Source organism: Streptomyces sp. NPDC006487 (assembly GCF_042870555.1).
In the GTDB taxonomy this organism is placed as follows: domain Bacteria; phylum Actinomycetota; class Actinomycetes; order Streptomycetales; family Streptomycetaceae; genus Streptomyces.
The window spans coordinates 241,934-258,154 of record NZ_JBIAHN010000006.1; the positions used below are offsets into that span (position 1 = coordinate 241,934).

Below are 16,221 nucleotides of genomic sequence, written 5' to 3' on the forward strand. Positions count from 1 at the left end.
GGACCGGTCAGTCGAGGACCAGGCAGTGTTCGGGGTTCCAGCCGATCTCGACCTGCTCGCCGCCGCTCCAGCGGTCCTCCATGCGGGAGCGGACGGTGTTCTGCTCCAGTACGGACACCGTGACGCCGGGGGCCAGTTCGATGAGGTAGGTGGTGGTCGGGCCGGAGTAGACGGTCTCCCGGACGACTCCGCCGACCTTGGCCATGCCCGGTTCGAACCCGGAGAGCCAGATCTTCTCGGGGCGGATCGAAAGGCTGACCCGGCTGCCGTCGGGGACGCCGGACCGGGGACCGACGGGCAGGGACGGTCCCTGGTCGAGGACCACGCGGCCGGAGCGGTAGGTCCCCGGGACCAGGTTGGAGGTGCCCATGAAGGTGGCCGTGAAGCTGGTCGTGGGGCGCTCGTACACGTCCTCCGGCGTGCCGCACTGCTCGATGCGGCCCTCGTTCATGACGGCGAGGCGGTCCGACATGGTCAGGGCCTCGTCCTGGTCGTGGGTGACGAAGACGAAGGTGATGCCGACCTCCCGCTGGATCTGCTTGAGCTCGACCTGCATCCGGCGGCGCAGTTTCAGGTCGAGGGCGGCCAGCGGCTCGTCCAGGAGCAGCACTTGGGGCCGGTTGACCAGGGCGCGGGCGAGGGCGACGCGCTGGCGCTGGCCGCCGGAGAGGGTGGGCGGTTTGCGTCCGGCCAGTTCGCCGAGCTGTACGAGGTCCAGCATGTCGCCGACCCGTTGGCGGATCTCGGCGCGGGGCACGCCGCTGCGCTTGAGGCCGAAGGCCACGTTGTCGGCGAGCGAGAGGTGGTCGAAGAGGGCGTAGCTCTGGAAGACGGTGTTGACGTCGCGCTTGTTGGGCGGCAGGCCCGTGACGTCCTCGCCGCCGAGCAGGACGCTGCCCTCCGTGGGGTCGGTGAATCCTCCGGTCATGCGCAGCAGGGTGGTCTTCCCGCAGCCGGAAGGGCCGAGGAGGGAGAAGAACTCGCCCGGGGCGATGTCCAGGGTGACGTCGTGGACGGCGTAAGTGTCCGTGTTGCGGTACTGCTTGGCGACCCGGTCGAGGCGGACGGCGGGCTGAGGGTTCGGGTGGTGCATCGGTGTCACTTCCCGGGGAGCAGATCGAGGCCGCCTCGGCGGCCGAAGAGGCGCGGGATGGCGAGCGCGAACGCGATGAGGGCGATGGAGCCGACGAGCATCAGGGTGCCGACGGCGTTGATGGTGGGCTGGACGCCGAACCTGATCGCCGAGTAGATGCGGACGGAAAGCGGCTGCGGGTCGACGCCGGTGGTGAAGTAGGCGAGGACGAAGTCGTCGAAGACCAGGGCGAAGATCAGTACCCCGGACGCGAGGATGCCGGGAAGCAGCGCGGGCAGGGTCACCAGGCGCAGGGCTTGGCGGCGGGTGGCTCCGAGGTCCATCGCCGCCTCCTCGACCTCCGGGTTGAGGGCCGCGATGCGGGAGCGCAGGATGACCGTGACGTAGGAGACGGAGAAGGTGATCTCGGCGAGCATCACGGTGGTGGTGGACAGGCTGATGCCGAGGCCCTTGAAGAGCATCATCGATGCGACGCCGGTGACGATCTCCGGGGTGATCAGCGGTACCAGCATGACCAGGCCCGCGAAGGAGCCGAGGCGGCCGCGGCCGCGGACCAGTCCGAGGGCGAGGAGCACCCCGAGGACGAGCGAGACGGCCATCGCGACCAGGGACACCCGCAGGCTCATGCCGAGCGAGCCGATGAGTGCGTCGTCGCGGAGGAACGCGCGGTACCAGCGCAGACTCACGCCGTCGAAGACGGTGAGGGACTTCTGCGCGTTGAAGGAGAAGAGGACGACGACGCCGACGGGGAGGTAGAGCAGCACGAAGAAGACGGCGGTGACGGCGATGGCGAACCGGGGCCGGCGGTCGGCGCCGCGCCGCCGCCTGCGAGGTGCCGTACGGGGAACGGGGCGCGGGGTCATCGGGCCGCCTCCGCCTCGTCCTTGCGGGTGCGCCTCAGGTAGCCGAGCATCCCGAGCAGCAGGACCGCCATCAGCAGGATGGTCAGGGCCGAACCGAGCGGCCAGTTCTGGCCCTGGAAGAACTTGTCCTGGATCAGGTTGCCGATCATGATCTGGTCGGGGCCTCCCATGAGCTGTGCGCTGACGAAGTCGCCCATGGCGGGCAGGAAGACGAGGACGCAGCCGGCGGCCGCGCCCTGGCGGGTGGCGGGCACGGTGACGAAGAGGAAGGTCCTCAAGGGGCCGCCGTAGAGGTCCCGTCCGGCCTCGATGAGCGAGGTGTCCATCCGCTCCATGGCCGCGTACAGCGGGATGATCATGAAGACGACGAATCCGTAGACGAGTCCGGCGATGACCCCCGGGGCGGTCTGGAGGATCTTGCTGTCGCCGTCGGCCAGGCCGATCGCGCGCAGGGCCTTCAGCACCGGCCCGTCGTCGGAGAGCACGACGGACCAGCCGTACATCCGGACCAGGTAATTGGCGAAGAACGGCACCACGATCGCGGCGATCAGCAGGTTCTTGAAGCGGCCGCCGCGCAGGGCGATGGCGTAGGCGACGGGGTAGCCCACGGCCAGGCAGACGAGGCAGGTGATCAGCGCGTACCCGAGCGAGCGCAGCAGGACGGTGCGGTAGGCCGGATCGGCGAGCGCGGCGAAGTTCTCGAAGTTGAGCCCGAAGCGCGGGTTTCCGAGCGGGTCGGTGGTGCCGAAGGCCAGCGTGGCCACGAGCAGCAGGGAGGCGAGGAGGAAGCCGGTCATCCACAGGGTGCCGGGGAGCATGAACCAGGTCCACAGCCTCGCCTCCGGCTCGGCCCTTCCCCCGCGCGGCGGCCGCGCCGGGCCGGATCGGCGCCGGGGATCCCGGAGATCGGGTTCTCCCATCTCAGCCGGCCTTCACGTCGGTCCAGGCGGCGTCGCGGTGCTGCTCGCCCTTGGCCGTGGCGTTGCGGAAGTAGAGGTCGTCCTTGAGGTCGGCCGCCGTCACCTGGCACTGGGGGAAGGGCTCCACCAGCGCGGTGTACGTGTCCTCGGTGCCGCGGACCGGCATCGGGTAGCCGATGTACTCGATGTTCTTCTTCACGCTCGAAGGACGGAGCATGTAGTCGATGAAGAGCATCGCTGTGCCCGGGTGCTGCGCGTTGGCGGGGATCGCGTAGCAGTCGGAGTTGAGGGGGGCGCCCTCACGGGCGACTTCGAAGCCGAACACGGTGGGGTCTTGCGCCTGGGCGAGCATGGCGGCCATGTCCCCGCTCCACGCCTGGGTCATGTCGGCGTTGCCGTTGAGCAGGTTGTTGTAGCTGTCGCTGGAGAAGCCGCGCAGGCGGGGGCGGAGCGAGCGCAGGGTGTCGGTGACGCGCGCGAGGTCGTCCTGGTCGTCGGTGGTGAGGCCGAGACCGAGCTTGAGCGCACCCAGGCCGAGCACCTCGTCGCGGTCGTCGAGTACGAAGACCTTGCCCTTGGCCTGCTCGTTCCACAGGTCGCCCCAGGAACCGGTCAGATCACCGAGCCGGTCGCGGCGCCATCCGATGCCGGTCTTGTACATGGTGAAGGGCACGGTGTGCCGGGAGCCGGGGTCGTACCAGGGGTCGGCGAAGTAGTCGTAGCCGCCGAACACGGCCTCGGCGTTCTTCAGCCGGGTGTGGTCGATCGTGCGCAGCTTCCCCCCGGCGACGAGGCGCTGGGACCATTTCGCCGTGGGGAAGATGATGTCGTACCGGTTCCCGGAGTTGAGCTTGGCGGCCATGCCTTCCATCGAGTCGAAGTTCGACTGGACGACCTTGACGCCGTACTCCTTCTCGAAGCCCTCGAAGACGGCCGGGTCGACGAAGTCGGCCCAGTTGAAGTAGACGAGGTCGCCATCGATCTTGACGTCGATCGGCGCCTCCCCGGCGGCTTTGCCTGCCGGGTCGTCGCCGGACGCGAACCCGCAGCCGGTTGCCGCGAGGCCGAGGGCGCCGGCGCCGGCGGCTCGGAGGAGGGAACGTCTGGACAGGGGGTGTGCCTCGGGGGACATGCGGGTCCTCTCCGTAGGGGTGTGACTGTGGAGGGCGAGGGGGAAGGCGAACGAAGGGTGCCTCGGGGGTGGTTCAGCGCCCGGGGCCGGCCGCGCCGGGCTCGTCGCCGGCGTCCAGGTCCGCCCGGATGCGGCCCGCGAACCAGCCGACCGCCGACTCGCGGCGGGACAGCGGTCCGGGCTCGAATCCGGGGGTGGAGAGCCCCTGTTGCACGCGGGCGACCAGCTCGACGTCCTCGTCGTTGGTGATCCAGCCGATGTGGATGTTCAGGCGGCGGGCGAGGCGGGTGCGCAGGCCCGTACCGCGCCGGGTGTAGAAGGCGCCGGGGACGGCCACCCGGTCCACCGCCGTCGGGATCGCGGTCCAGGCCAGGACGTGGTCGGGATAGAAGTCGATCAGGGTGTTCGGATAGATGACCGCGTACCGCCAGACCCGCCGGTCGGCTTCGGCGAGGCCGGGCATGGGGGCGGCGATGCGCTGGTAGAGGCGTTCGGCCCAGTTCGAGGACGGCTTGTCCCGCAGGGGCGAGGCGAACAGTGCGTAGGACTCCTCGATCTCACAGGTGTAGCCCTGGTAGTCGAGCAGCCGCATCAGGCCGGGGTGGGCCACCGGTACGTGGTAGCCCTCCAGGTAATTGTCGACCGTCACCTTCCAGTTGGCCTCCTGCACCTCGGCTCCGGCCAGGTCGTGGATCCGGGCGCGGCCGACCGGTACGAGGCCGGCCCCGGCGTAGTGGCCGACGGCCTCGGCGAGCCCGGCGCACTGCTGTGCCAGGGGGACGGCCTCGAGGTCGAGGTTGACGAACACGAAGCCGAGGAAGGATTCGACGCGGGCCGGGAACAGGCCGAGCGCGGGCTTGTCGAGGCAGGGGATCTGCCGTGCCTCCGGGGCCCCGACCAGGGTTCCGTCGAGGCGGTAGGTCCAGCCGTGGTAGGGGCAGCGGATCGCCTTCCCGGCCGGTTCGGGGGCGGTGACCAGGCGTGTTCCGCGGTGGCGGCACACGTTGAGGTGGGCGGCAAGGGCGCCGTCCTCGGTGCGGACGACGAGCACCTCGCGGCCCGCGACGGTGGCGGCGAGCCGGGCGCCCGGGTTCGGCAGGTCGGACTCGTGGCAGACGAGTTGCCAGGCCTTGGCGAAGACCCGGCCGACCTCCTCGGCGGCCAGGTCGGGATCGGTGTAGTAGCGGGCTGACAGGGCGGGCCCGGGGGCGTCCGGGACCGGCTGGTCGGCCTGGACCGATGGGTCGGCCTGGACCGGCTGGTCGGACGGGGGCTTTTCGGGGGCTCTGGAGTGCATCGGGTGACTCCTCCGTACCGGCGGTGCGGTGATCGGTCTCGGCGTTGGGCGGCGAGACGACCCGGCGGCGGGCAGCGGGCCGCGGCGGACGCCAAGGCCTTGCTGACCGATTGGACAGTCAGATTGCTGGCTGATTTCCGCCGGGTCAAGACTTGTACGCTGACCGATCGGTCAGCTAGCGTAATTCTCGTCGCTGCACCGGCGTTCCTCCTCTTCTGGGCCTTTTGTCGGGCCGGACGCAGCCGCGCCGCCCTGGCACCTGCCCGGGCCCGCACCCTCCTCCATCCCTTCCTGCCGCACGCCACCGGCGTCCCCCGCGGTGAACCCCGGGCATCCCCACCCCGCCCCCGGCTCCCCGTCACCGGCCCCGGTCTCTCACGGCACCCCACCCCTACCGGAGGCACGCATGAGCGGTCGTCGGCGTCTGGACTGGCTCGGGCTCACCCCCGAACCGGAGCGGGAACTGCCCGCTGCGGTCGCCGCCCTGCGCGCCTCCTCGCACCATCCCCCGGCGGAACTCGTCGCCTCCGAGCGGCGGCACCTGGAGCGGCTGATCCTGCGGGGCGGCCGGCGCGGCTGGCTGCGCTACCTGGCCGAGGTCGCCGCGCTGGTGACCGCCGCCGCCGACGGGGCCGGGCACGCCAACCACCCGGCCGCCCTGCTCGCCGGCGAGGTGGTCCTCGAACACCACCGCATGCTCATCGGCCTCCCGGGAACGGGATACGCCCGAACCACCGCGGACCGCGCCGCACTCGAAAGCGCCGTACGCACCCTGCGCGCCAACTCCCCGACAGGAAAAAGCCGATGACCACGATCCGAATCCCGGTGGGGCGGCCACCGGGCTCCGTGTTCGGAGCCTCGCCGGACACGGTGGAGGACGCCGAGGCGTACCTCGCCACCGGTGGCTACGCCGACGCCACCGGACCGGACGAGCTGCTGCGCCACCTCGCCGCATCCGGTCTGCGCGGGCGCGGCGGGGCCGGTTTCCCGGCCGCCGTCAAGCTGCGTGCCGTCCGCGAGCGCGGCGGCGTCCCGGTGGTGGTGGCGAACGGCGAGGAGGGCGAGCCCGGTTCGGTCAAGGACCGCTGGCTGCTGCGGGCCAGGCCCCATCTGGTCCTCGACGGCCTCGCCCGCGCCGCCGCGGTCACCGGCGCCGTACGCGGCTACGTCTACCTCTCGGACCCGGTGGCCGCCGACCGCGTCCGCCGGGCCCTCACCGAACGGGAGCCGCGCCTGCCCGTCGAGGTCGTCGAGACCGCCCACACCTACGTCGCCGGGGAGGAGAGCGCGGTCGTCCGCCGGATCGACGGCGGGCCCGCCCTGCCCACCGCCAAACCGCCCCGCCCCTTCGAGCGCGGGATCGGCGGCGCGCCGACCCTGGTGTCCAACGTCGAGACGCTCGCCCGCATCGCCCTCACCGCCGCCCGCCCCGGCCTGCGGCAGGCGATCGCCCGCTCCACCCTGGTGACCCTGTCCGGCGGGAGCGCCGCCCCCCTCCTCACCGAAGTCCCCTACGGAGTCCCCCTGCGCACGCTGGCCGCCGCGCTCGGCGTCCCGGACGCCGCCGGGGCCCTGATGGGCGGACTGTTCGGCGGGCTCATCGACGCCCGCGCCCTGGACCTCCCCCTCGAACCGGGCGCGCTCGCCGCGGCGGGCACGGCACTGGGCTGCGGAGCCATCCGGTTCCTCGCCGCCGGAGCCTGCCCGGTGAGCACCGCCGCCGACGCCGTCGGCCACCTCGCGGCGGAAAGCGCACGGCAGTGCGGGGTCTGCGTCTCGGGCACCGCCGCGGTCCGCGATGCCGTGTACGCCCTCGCCTCGGGCACCGCCGCTCCCGATACTCCCGCCCGGTTGGAGCGGTGGTCGCTGGGGCTGCCCGGGCGCGGCGCGTGCGGCCTGCTCGACGCCGCCGCGAGCGTCGCCGGCAGCCTGCCGCGCGCTTTCCCCGGAACCGTCCGGTCCCACCTGCGCGGGCCCTGTCCAAGCTGCGCCGCCGCCCCGCCCGCGGGCGGTCACGGGGGCCGACTCACCGTGGCCGTACCCGAGGTCTCCGAGGCCGCCGTGGACGACACCGCCCTGGACGACAAGGCCGTACCCCGTATGCCCGTGCTGAAAGGAACACCGTGAAACTCCTGCTGGACTCCACCCGCTGCCAGGGCTACGGACTGTGCCAGGAACACGCACCCGACCTGGTCGAACTCGACGAGTGGGGCTACGCGAAGGTCATCGCCGTCGCCGTCCCGCCCGGAACCGAGGAAGCGGCGCGTGACTGCGCCGCGAGCTGCCCCAACTCCGCCCTCCGAGTGGAGAAGTGACATGGGACGCGATCTGACCGCACTCTTCGACCCGCGCTCGGTCGCCGTGGTCGGCGCCAGCGACGATCCGGCGAAGTACGGCCACGCGGTGGCCTCCCAGGCCCTGCGCGCCGATGGCCGGCGCCCGGTGCACCTGGTGAACCGGCGCGGCGGCACCGTCCTCGGCAGACGGGCGGCCCCGTCCCTCGCCGCCATCGGCGAACCCGTCGAGCTGGTGGTGATCTCCGTCCCCGGCAGCGGCTTCGAAGCCGCCGTGGAAGACGCCCTGGCCTGCGGGGCGAAGGCGATCGTCGGCATCACCGCCGGCTTCGCGGAGGCCGGCCCGGCGGGCGCGGCCCGACAGCGCGCGGTCGTCGCCCGGGTCCGGGAGGCCGGAGCCGTGCTCGTCGGACCCAACTGCCTGGGCATCGCCGACAACACGACCGAGCTGTACCTCGCCTCGGACGGTTTCACGCCCGGCGGCACCGCCCTGCTCAGCCAGAGCGGCAACCTCGCCCTCGAACTCCAGCTCCGGGGCGCGCCGCACGGCCTGGGCTTCTCCCGGTTCGTGTCCCTCGGCAACCAGGCCGACGTCACCCTCGTCGACCTCGTCGAGGACTGCGCCCGGCACGAGGCCACCACGGCGATCGCCGTGTACGCCGAGGACTTCGGCGACGGCAGGGCCTTCGCCGGGGCCGCCGCCGCCGCGGGCAAACCGGTGGTCCTGCTCACCGCCGGGCGCGGCTCCGCGTCCGCCCGCAGCGCCCGGTCGCACACCGGGGCGCTCACCACCTCGGCCGACGTCGTGGCCGCCGCCTGCCGCGACGCGGGGGTGGAACTCGTCCGCACACCACGGGAGATGACCGTGGTACTGGCCGCGGTGAGCAGCCGGCCCGGCCCTCGTACGACAGGGCGCCGGACCGCGGTCTTCACCGACGGCGGCGGCCACGGGGCGATCGCGGCCGACGCCGCCGAGGACGCCGGTCTCCAGGTGCCGGAGCTCGCCGCGGCGACCCAGGACCGGCTGCGGACCGTGCTGTGGCGGCAGTCCGCGGTCGGCAATCCGGTCGACCTGGCGGGGATGGGCGAGCAACAGCCCCTCTCCTACGCCGACACGACCCGGGAACTCCTCGCCGCCGAGGAGGTCGACGCGGTCCTGATGACGGGCTACTTCGGCGGGTACGCCGCGTCCGGGGGCGGGCTGGGCGGCGGTCAGGCGGGCGGTTCCGTGCTCGCGGAGGGTGAGACGAGGGCCGCCGAGAAGATCGTCGCCCATCTCGCGGAGTCGCCGAAACCCCTGGTGGTGCAGTCGATGTATCCGCAGTCGCCGAGCTGCCTGGTGCTGGCCGAAGCCGGGATACCGGTGTTCTCCGCCACCGAGGACGCGGCCCGCGCGCTGTCGGCGATGACCCGCCGGGTGACGGGCTGCGCACCGGAGCCGCCCGCGCTCCCCGCGCTGCCCCCCGCCGCCGTGCCGCTGCGGGATCCGGGGTACCACGCGGTGCGCGGACTGCTCGGCGCCGCCGGTGTGCCGTTCCCGGCCGCCCGCCAGGTCACCGACGAGGCCGGAGTACGGGACGCGGCACGGGAGCTCGAGGGCCCGTACGTGCTGAAGGCCCTGCACCTGCTGCACAAGTCCGACGCGGGCGGGGTGGCGCTGCGCCTGGCCGACCGGGACGCACTCCTCGCCGCCTACCGGGACATGCGCGCCCGGCTCGGCGCCGGCTCGTACTCGGTCGAGGCCATGGCGGACCTCTCGGACGGCATCGAACTGATCGTGGGCGTGAACCGTGACCCCCGCTTCGGACCGGTGGCCATGGTCGGGCTCGGCGGAATCCTCACCGAGACCCTGCGCGACGTGGCCTTCGCGCTGGCGCCCGTACCGGCGCGGCGGGCCGAGGAGCTGCTGCGGGGGCTGCGGAGCGCCGCCCTGCTCGAGGGTGTCCGCGGCCGGCCCGCCGTGGACGTGGCCGCCGCGGCCGCCGCGATCGAACGCATCACGACGGTGGCCGCCGCGCATCCGGAGATCGCCGAGCTGGAGGTCAACCCACTGCTGGTCCGCCCGGACGGCGCCCTGGCGCTGGACGCACGGGCCGTCCTGGGCTGACCCCGCGCCGCATTTCCACACCTCACATCCCCCTTGTCCCATCTGCTTCTTAGGCCCTGGAGAGCGCCATGGACTTCCGCTACACGCCCGAGCAGGCCGACCTCAAGGCCCGCGCCGCCGGCTACGCACGACTCCTGATGGGGTACGAGGACCAGTCCGAGGAGGCGGGCGGCCCGCTGCCCGCCGAGACGGTCCGCGAGCTGACCCGCGCCGCCATGGACGCCGGGGTCTACGCGATCAACATGCCCGCCGCCTGGGGTGGAGCCGGCCTGTCCCTGCTGGACCAGGTCATCGTCGAGGAGGAGTTCGGCAAGGTCACCAACTGCCTCTGGGACATCCCCTGGCGGCCCGCGAACGTCCTCGCCCACGGCACCGAGGCGCAGCGCGAGAAGTACCTCCTGCCCGTCATCCGGGGCGAGCGGTTCGACGCGTTCGCGGTCACCGAACCCGGTGCCGGCTCGGACCCCGGCTCGTGCACGAGCACGGCGACCCGCACCGGAGGCGGCTGGCTGCTCAACGGCGAGAAGTGGTTCGTGACCTGCGGTGACATCGCCGACTTCCTGCTGGTGCAGGCCGATGCGGGCCCGGAGCGGGCCGCGACCCTGTTCTTCGTGGACAAGGGGGCGGCGGGCGTCGAGATGACCCGGGTCCCCCGGTTCATGCACTCCGCGGTGAACGGGCACCCCGAGTTCACCTTCACCGATGTCTTCGTCGCCGACGAGGACGTGCTCGGCGGGGTCGGCAACGGCTACGAGCTGACGAAGGAGTGGTTCACGGACGAGCGGCTGATGATCGCCGCACGGACCGTCGGAGCGGCGGAGCGGGCCCTGGAGCTCGCCCGCGACTGGGCGGTCGGCCGCCGCCAGTTCGGCTCCCCCATCGCCGACTTCCAGCTGATCCAGGGCATGCTCGCCGACTGCGCCGTCGACATCGCCGTCAACCGCGCCTACACCCACCAGGTCGCCTGGGAGGCCGACCAGCCGCACACCGACGCCAAGACCCTGCACGCCAAGGCGTCCACGGCGAAACTCGCCGCGAGCGAGGCCGCGGGACGGGTCGTCGACCGGTGCGTGCAGATCTTCGGCGGCCGCGGCTACGACCGCTCGTACCCCGTCGAGCGGATGTACCGCGAACTGCGCGTCGACCGGATCTGGGAGGGCACCTCCGAGATCCAGCGCCTGATCATCGCCAACGAGCTCGTCAAGCGGGGTACGCGGGCGCTCGCCCTGCCCGGCCGTTCCTGACGGGCCCCCTCGCCACCACCACCTGCCCCCTCCACCACGATCACGAGGACGAACAGCACATGGACTTCCGCCTCACCACCCGTCAGGAAGAGCTCCGCGACTCGGCGCGCGCCCTCACCGGGTTCATCATGAAGTACGAACTCGACTGCGAGGAGAACAACGGCCTCCCCGCGCACGCCCACACCGAGATCCGCGACGCCGTCCTCGACAGCGGCCTCCAGGCCGTCAACATGCCCGCGGAGTGGGGCGGGGCCGGACTGAGCATCCTGGAGCAGGTCACCGTCCAGGCCGAACTCGGACGGCTCACCGGCGCCTTGTGGGACATGGTGTGGCGACCCGCCAACGCTCTGTCCTTCTGCACGCCGCAACAGCGCGAGCGGTACCTCGTCCCGGTGATCCGGGGACAGCGCCGCGACTGCTACGCGGTGAGCGAGCCCGAGGCCGGCTCCGACCCGCAGAGCCTGCGGACCACGGCGACGCGGACCGGGGACGGCGGTTGGGTGCTGAACGGCGAGAAGTGGTTCGTCACCGTCGGCGACCACGCGGACTTCATGATCGTCCTCGCGGCCGCCGGTGAGGAGCGGGCACCTACCCTGTTCCTCGTCGACAAGGACACCCCCGGCATCGAGATGACCCGGGTGCCCCGCTGGATGCACACCTTCGTCTACGAGCACCCCGAGTTCGCCTTCACCGAGGTCCGCCTGCCCGCGGACGCCGTGCTCGGGGAGGTGGGCACCGGCTACGACATCACCCGCTCCTGGTTCACCGAGGAACGGCTGATGATCGCCGCGCGCACGATCGGAGCGGCGGAGCGGGCCCTGGAGCTCGCCCGCGACTGGGCGGTCGAGCGCCGCCAGTTCGGCTCCCCCATCGCCGACTTCCAGCTGATCCAGGGCATGCTCGCCGACTGCGCCGTCGACATCGCCGTCAACCGCGCCTACACCCACCAGGTCGCCTGGGAGGTCGACGAGGGCGTCCTCGACCGCAAGACGCTGCACGCGAAGGCCGCCATCGCCAAGCTGTCGGCGAGCGAGGCGTCCGGCCGGGTCATCGACCGCTGCCTGCAGATCTTCGGGGGCCGCGGCTACGACCGCTCGTACCCCGTCGAGCGGCTGTACCGCGAACTGCGCGTCGACCGCATCTGGGAGGGCACCTCCGAGATCCAGCGCCTGATCATCGCGGGCGAACTCGTCAAGCGCGGCACCGGAGTCCTGCGGATGCCGTCCTCCGTGTGACCCCGGGCGGCGGTCCGGGCCGCGTCCGCGGTCCGCGGCCCGGACCACCGCCGGATCCGCCCGCCCGTCAGTCGGTCCATCCGTCCGGGAGCGACCCGTACGGGAACGACCCGTACGAGAACGAACCGTAAGAGAACCGCACGAGGAACGTCCGAGTCCGAAGAAGGAGAGCCGATGACCGATGTCGAACGCGTCGGGATCGTGGGGTGCGGCCTGATGGGCTCCGGGATCGCCGCGGTCTGCGCCCGCGCCGGGCGGGACGTCGTGGTGGTGGAGACGAGCCGGCGGGCCGCGGACGCGGGCCTGGAGCGGATCGCCCGCTCCCTGGCCCGCGCCACGGCCGCCGGAAAGCTCACCGACGCCGAACGCGTCGCCGCCGCGGGGCGGATCGCGATGACCACGGACATGGACCGGATGGCCGACCGGGACCTCGTCGTCGAAGCGGTGGCCGAGGACGAGCGGGCGAAGCTGGAGGTCTTCGCCCGGCTCGACCGGGCCGTCGGGCGCAGGGACGCGGTGTTCGCGACGAACACCTCCTCCATCCCGGTCATCCGGCTGGCGGCGGCCACGTCCCGGCCGGAGCAGGTCGTCGGCCTCCACTTCTTCAATCCCGTCCCGGTACTTCCCCTGGTCGAGCTGGTGCCCTCCCTGCTCACCTCCGCGGAGACCGTCCGGCGCGCGCGGGAGTTCGCCTCCGGCGTGCTGGGCAAGGAGGTCGTCCAGGCCGAGGACCGGGCCGGGTTCGTGGTGAACGCGCTCCTCGTCCCGTACCTGCTGGCCGCCGTACGGATGGCCGCATCGCGGACCGCGTCGGCCGAGGACATCGACCGGGGCATGACCCTGGGCTGCGCGCACCCGCTCGGGCCGCTGGCCCTGGCCGACCTCATCGGGCTGGACACCGTCCAGGCGATCGCCCGGTCGATGTACGCGGAGTACCGGGAACCGCTGTACGCACCGCCGCCCTTGCTGGCCCGGATGGTGGACGCGGGCCTGCTCGGCCGCAAGACCGGCCGGGGCTTCCACACCTATTCCTGACCGCCGTGCCCGCCGGCCGTTCCTGACCTCGGTGCCCCGGCGGCCGGAACCCGCAGTCCCCATGCGCGAGGATGGGGGTCCGGCGGGCGGGGCCGCCGGGGCCCTTCCACCCACCCACGCACCCGACCGACGGGTGCCGACACGGGGAGCAGCCCACGTGACCAAGGCCGAGCAGGCACTCGAAACGCGTGAGCGGATCCTCACGGCCGCGTGCGAAGTGATCGCCGACATCGGTTTCGAGCACGTCAGCATGCGCAAGGTCGCCGAGGCCGCCGGGGTCTCGAAGGCCCTGCTCCACTACCACTTCGACACCCGCGAGAAGCTTTTCGCCGAGGCGATGACGCACTCCTTCGCCAAGACCGGCACGGACACGGGCAGCGAGGACGATTCGCTCCCGGCTGCCGCCGTCCTGGCCCGGATCGTACGGAGCATGCTGCCCACGGACGCCGAGCTCCGCCAGGACTGGAAGCTCTGGCAGGAGCTGTGGGTGCGCGCCCTGCGCGACGGCACGGCCCGGCAGCTCGCCGTCGACCTGTACGACCAGTTGCACGCGTGGGTCGCCGGAGTCGTGGAACGGGGCATCTCCTCCGGAGAGTTCACCGACTGTGACGTCGCCGAGGTCGGCAACCTGGTGCTGGCGCTGTGCGACGGCCTCGGCAACCGTCTGATGCTGGAGGACCCCCGGATCGACCTCGACACGGCACAGTCGACGATCTGGCGGGCGATCGCGCCGGCCCTCGGGATCGCCCCCGTCTTCCCCGCGGTCGCTCCGGTCGGCCCGGCCGTCTGACGGCGCGGGCCGCGCCGGGCAGCCGCGAGCCGCCACGGGGCGTCCGGGACGTCCGCGAGCTTCACCGGCCGCGCGGCCACCCCGTACGGCGCCGGGAGGCGCGCGGCCCGCGCCGGGACGGCTGGGATGCGGCCAGGCCGAAGACCACGGTGATCCGGGCTCCGCCGCGGGGCCCCCGGGCGATGCGCACCGAGCCGCCGGTGACGGAGCCGGCCCTGCGGGCGATGTCGAGGCCGAGCCCCGAGGAGCCGGTGCTGCTTCCGCGGGAGAGGGCCTGGTCCGGTTCCGGAATGCCCGGGCCGGCGTCCTCGACGACCAGTTCCACGGCCTGGGCGGTACGGGCGACCCGTACGGCGAACGGAGTACCGGGCGGGGTGTGCCGGAAGACGTTGCCGATGAGGGCGTCCACCACGGCCGCGACGTCGTCTTCGGAAAGGCCCACCGCCGCGGACTCCTGGGTGAGGTCGAGGGAGCAGGGGCGGTTCTGCTGCTCCGCCAGCACGGCCCAGAAGGCGGTCCGGCGGCGTACGACGTCCGCCGCCTCGCAGCGGGGTCCGGCCGGTCCCGGGCGCGTGGCCTGGTGGGCCGTACTCGCCTCCGCGCCGAGCATGCCCTGCCCCATCGGGCCAACGGCGAGCGGGGTCCGGGCCGCGGTGATGATGGCCCGGAGTTCCGTTTCCAGTGCGCAGACGGCGGCCTCGACCCTGGCCGACTCCGGTGAGCCGGCCATGCGTTCCGTCGCCAGGTGCAGGGCCGTCAGCGGGGTGCGCAACCGGTGGGAGAGGTCGGCGACCAGTTCGCGTTCGACGGCGAGCAGCTCGGTCATCCGGTGGGCCATGGTGTTGAAGGCGATGCCGGCCTCGCGCAGTTCCCTGGGGCCCATGGGGTCCACGCGGGCGTCCAGATTGCCCTGGCCCAGGTCCTGGGAGGCATGGGCGAGCCTCTTGGAGGACCTGACGACCTTGGCGCCGAGGCGGTCCGCGACCAGTACGGAACCGCCGACCAGCCCGACGGCGAGGAGGAGCATGACCGCCCAGGAGGCCGTGACCCCGCGGGTCAGCTCCTGTTCGGGGACGAAGTTCTCGATGACGGCGACCTGGTCGCCGGGCAGTACCACCGGCTGCAGGCAGATCCAGCCGCCGGGAATCCGCTCGGATATGGACTCGCGGCCCTGCTGGGCCCGTTCGAGCAGGGCCGCGGGGGCCCGGGAGGTACCGAGGGCGGGGGCCTGCGGCAGGTGGACGACCACGTACTCGGCCGCGTCCAGGCTGGCGGCGGATTCCCGCAGCGCGGACGGATCCGTGGTCAGTGTCAGTACGGGGGCCAGGGCGGCGGCCCGCTGTTCGGCGGCGGTGACGCTCTGCTCCTTGACGAGCGACATCACCAGGGCGGCCAGCGGTATGAGGAAGGACAGGGCGACCATGGACGTGACGGCGAGCGCCACTCCGGCCAGGGAGCGTCTCACCGCGGCGCCACCAGCTTGATGCCGACGCCGCGTACGGTCAGCAGGTAGCGCGGGGCGGCCGCGCGTTCGCCGAGCTTGCGGCGCAGCGAGGACAGGTGCACGTCGACGGTCTGGTCGTCCACGTACGGCTCGCGCCAGACCTCGGTCAGCAGCCGCCGTTTGGAGACGACCTGGCCGGTGTGGTGGGCGAGGAAGGCCAGGAGGTCGAACTCGCGCCGGGTGAGCCGGAGCTCGCGGCCGGACAGGTACGCGGTGCGCGCCCCGGGGTCCACCGCCAGCTCGCCCACCGTGGTGGGGCGCAGCGGTTCGTCCGCCGCCGCGGGACGCGGCCCCCGGGCGCCGTGCGCGGAATGGGCAGGCGGCAGGTGGCTGGTGCGGCGCAGGACGGCGGAGAGCCGTGCGACGAGCTGCCCCCCGGAGAAGGGTTTGACCAGGTAGTCGTCGGCGCCCGCGTTGAGGAGCCGGATGATTTCCGCTTCGTCGTCGCGGGCGGTGGCCACCAGAACGGGAACGGAGGAGATGCCCCGGATCATGCGCAGTGCGTCTCCTCCGTCCAGGTCGGGCAGCCCCAGGTCGAGGACCACCGCGTCGACGGGCGACTGGGTGACCTCGCGCAGGGCGCCGAACCCGTCGCCCGCGCTGCGCACGGCATACCCGTGCTCCGCCAGGACTTCGATCAGTGACTGGCGGATGCTGGGGTCGTCTTCGACGACCAGGACGCTCGGCATGGGCACACCTTAGGTGAA

General features: G+C 72.6%; 15 protein-coding genes. 8 read left to right on the forward strand and 7 right to left on the reverse strand.

The window, feature by feature from the left end; genetic code table 11:
- Positions 1-7 precede the first annotated feature (7 nt).
- From ACFYM0_RS12355 to ACFYM0_RS12375, 5 genes are all read right to left on the reverse strand, one after another.
- Positions 8-1,093, reverse strand: coding sequence for an ABC transporter ATP-binding protein (locus ACFYM0_RS12355; protein WP_388499856.1), 1,086 nt, complete (start codon positions 1,091-1,093; stop codon positions 8-10).
- Between the two features lie 5 nt (positions 1,094-1,098).
- A complete protein-coding gene (locus tag ACFYM0_RS12360; protein WP_388499858.1) occupies positions 1,099-1,956 on the reverse strand; it encodes an ABC transporter permease in 858 nt (285 codons plus the stop codon).
- Complete coding sequence (locus ACFYM0_RS12365; protein WP_327256606.1) at positions 1,953-2,774, reverse strand: ABC transporter permease; 822 nt, start codon at positions 2,772-2,774, stop codon at positions 1,953-1,955. The genes ACFYM0_RS12360 and ACFYM0_RS12365 overlap by 4 nt, the downstream gene beginning before the upstream one ends.
- Positions 2,775-2,877: 103 nt before the next feature.
- Positions 2,878-4,008, reverse strand: coding sequence for a spermidine/putrescine ABC transporter substrate-binding protein (locus ACFYM0_RS12370; RefSeq protein WP_388499862.1), 1,131 nt, complete (start codon positions 4,006-4,008; stop codon positions 2,878-2,880).
- 73 nt (positions 4,009-4,081) lie between these two features.
- A complete protein-coding gene (locus ACFYM0_RS12375) occupies positions 4,082-5,305 on the reverse strand; it encodes an aromatic ring-hydroxylating dioxygenase subunit alpha (RefSeq protein WP_388499865.1) in 1,224 nt (407 codons plus the stop codon).
- Positions 5,306-5,711: 406 nt separating this feature from the next.
- Between ACFYM0_RS12375 and ACFYM0_RS12380 the strand changes: the two genes are divergently transcribed.
- From ACFYM0_RS12380 to ACFYM0_RS12415, 8 genes are all read left to right on the forward strand, one after another.
- Positions 5,712-6,113: a hypothetical protein gene (locus ACFYM0_RS12380; RefSeq protein WP_388499867.1), complete on the forward strand. Its 402-nt coding sequence runs from the start codon at positions 5,712-5,714 to the stop codon at positions 6,111-6,113.
- Complete coding sequence (locus ACFYM0_RS12385) at positions 6,110-7,432, forward strand: NADH-ubiquinone oxidoreductase-F iron-sulfur binding region domain-containing protein (RefSeq protein WP_388499870.1); 1,323 nt, start codon at positions 6,110-6,112, stop codon at positions 7,430-7,432. Before ACFYM0_RS12380 ends, ACFYM0_RS12385 begins: the two co-directional genes overlap by 4 nt.
- A complete protein-coding gene (locus ACFYM0_RS12390) occupies positions 7,429-7,620 on the forward strand; it encodes a ferredoxin (protein WP_388499872.1) in 192 nt (63 codons plus the stop codon). Before ACFYM0_RS12385 ends, ACFYM0_RS12390 begins: the two co-directional genes overlap by 4 nt.
- A gap of 1 nt (position 7,621) precedes the next feature.
- A complete protein-coding gene (locus ACFYM0_RS12395) occupies positions 7,622-9,706 on the forward strand; it encodes an acetate--CoA ligase family protein (RefSeq protein WP_388499875.1) in 2,085 nt (694 codons plus the stop codon).
- A gap of 68 nt (positions 9,707-9,774) precedes the next feature.
- Positions 9,775-10,950, forward strand: a complete 1,176-nt coding sequence (locus ACFYM0_RS12400) for an acyl-CoA dehydrogenase family protein (RefSeq protein ID WP_388499877.1) — start codon at positions 9,775-9,777, stop codon at positions 10,948-10,950.
- Positions 10,951-11,009: 59 nt separating this feature from the next.
- The gene (locus tag ACFYM0_RS12405; protein ID WP_388499880.1) at positions 11,010-12,185 is read left to right on the forward strand and encodes an acyl-CoA dehydrogenase family protein; all 1,176 of its coding nucleotides are present in this window, start codon (positions 11,010-11,012) and stop codon (positions 12,183-12,185) included.
- A gap of 174 nt (positions 12,186-12,359) precedes the next feature.
- Positions 12,360-13,220, forward strand: coding sequence for a 3-hydroxybutyryl-CoA dehydrogenase (locus ACFYM0_RS12410; RefSeq protein WP_388499881.1), 861 nt, complete (start codon positions 12,360-12,362; stop codon positions 13,218-13,220).
- Between the two features lie 157 nt (positions 13,221-13,377).
- Entirely contained in the window at positions 13,378-14,010 is a 633-nt protein-coding gene (locus ACFYM0_RS12415; RefSeq protein WP_388499884.1) for a TetR/AcrR family transcriptional regulator, read from the forward strand.
- Positions 14,011-14,071: 61 nt separating this feature from the next.
- Here ACFYM0_RS12415 and ACFYM0_RS12420 read toward each other — a convergent pair whose 3' ends face one another.
- Complete coding sequence (locus tag ACFYM0_RS12420; RefSeq protein WP_388499886.1) at positions 14,072-15,475, reverse strand: ATP-binding protein; 1,404 nt, start codon at positions 15,473-15,475, stop codon at positions 14,072-14,074.
- Positions 15,472-16,203, reverse strand: coding sequence for a response regulator transcription factor (locus ACFYM0_RS12425; RefSeq protein ID WP_388499888.1), 732 nt, complete (start codon positions 16,201-16,203; stop codon positions 15,472-15,474). The genes ACFYM0_RS12420 and ACFYM0_RS12425 overlap by 4 nt, the downstream gene beginning before the upstream one ends.
- Positions 16,204-16,221: the final 18 nt, after the last annotated feature.

Excerpts from the sequence above, each read along its gene's own strand:
- ACFYM0_RS12355 (WP_388499856.1), bottom strand. The coding sequence starts at position 1,093 with ATGCACCACCCGAACCCTCAGCCCGCCGTCCGCCTCGACCGGGTCGCC.
- ACFYM0_RS12360 (WP_388499858.1), bottom strand. The coding sequence starts at position 1,956 with ATGACCCCGCGCCCCGTTCCCCGTACGGCACCTCGCAGGCGGCGGCGC.
- ACFYM0_RS12365 (WP_327256606.1), bottom strand. The coding sequence starts at position 2,774 with ATGCTCCCCGGCACCCTGTGGATGACCGGCTTCCTCCTCGCCTCCCTG.
- ACFYM0_RS12370 (WP_388499862.1), bottom strand. The coding sequence starts at position 4,008 with ATGTCCCCCGAGGCACACCCCCTGTCCAGACGTTCCCTCCTCCGAGCC.
- ACFYM0_RS12375 (WP_388499865.1), bottom strand. The coding sequence starts at position 5,305 with ATGCACTCCAGAGCCCCCGAAAAGCCCCCGTCCGACCAGCCGGTCCAG.
- ACFYM0_RS12380 (WP_388499867.1), top strand. The coding sequence starts at position 5,712 with ATGAGCGGTCGTCGGCGTCTGGACTGGCTCGGGCTCACCCCCGAACCG.
- ACFYM0_RS12385 (WP_388499870.1), top strand. The coding sequence starts at position 6,110 with ATGACCACGATCCGAATCCCGGTGGGGCGGCCACCGGGCTCCGTGTTC.
- ACFYM0_RS12395 (WP_388499875.1), top strand. The coding sequence starts at position 7,622 with ATGGGACGCGATCTGACCGCACTCTTCGACCCGCGCTCGGTCGCCGTG.
- ACFYM0_RS12400 (WP_388499877.1), top strand. The coding sequence starts at position 9,775 with ATGGACTTCCGCTACACGCCCGAGCAGGCCGACCTCAAGGCCCGCGCC.
- ACFYM0_RS12405 (WP_388499880.1), top strand. The coding sequence starts at position 11,010 with ATGGACTTCCGCCTCACCACCCGTCAGGAAGAGCTCCGCGACTCGGCG.
- ACFYM0_RS12410 (WP_388499881.1), top strand. The coding sequence starts at position 12,360 with ATGACCGATGTCGAACGCGTCGGGATCGTGGGGTGCGGCCTGATGGGC.
- ACFYM0_RS12425 (WP_388499888.1), bottom strand. The coding sequence starts at position 16,203 with ATGCCGAGCGTCCTGGTCGTCGAAGACGACCCCAGCATCCGCCAGTCA.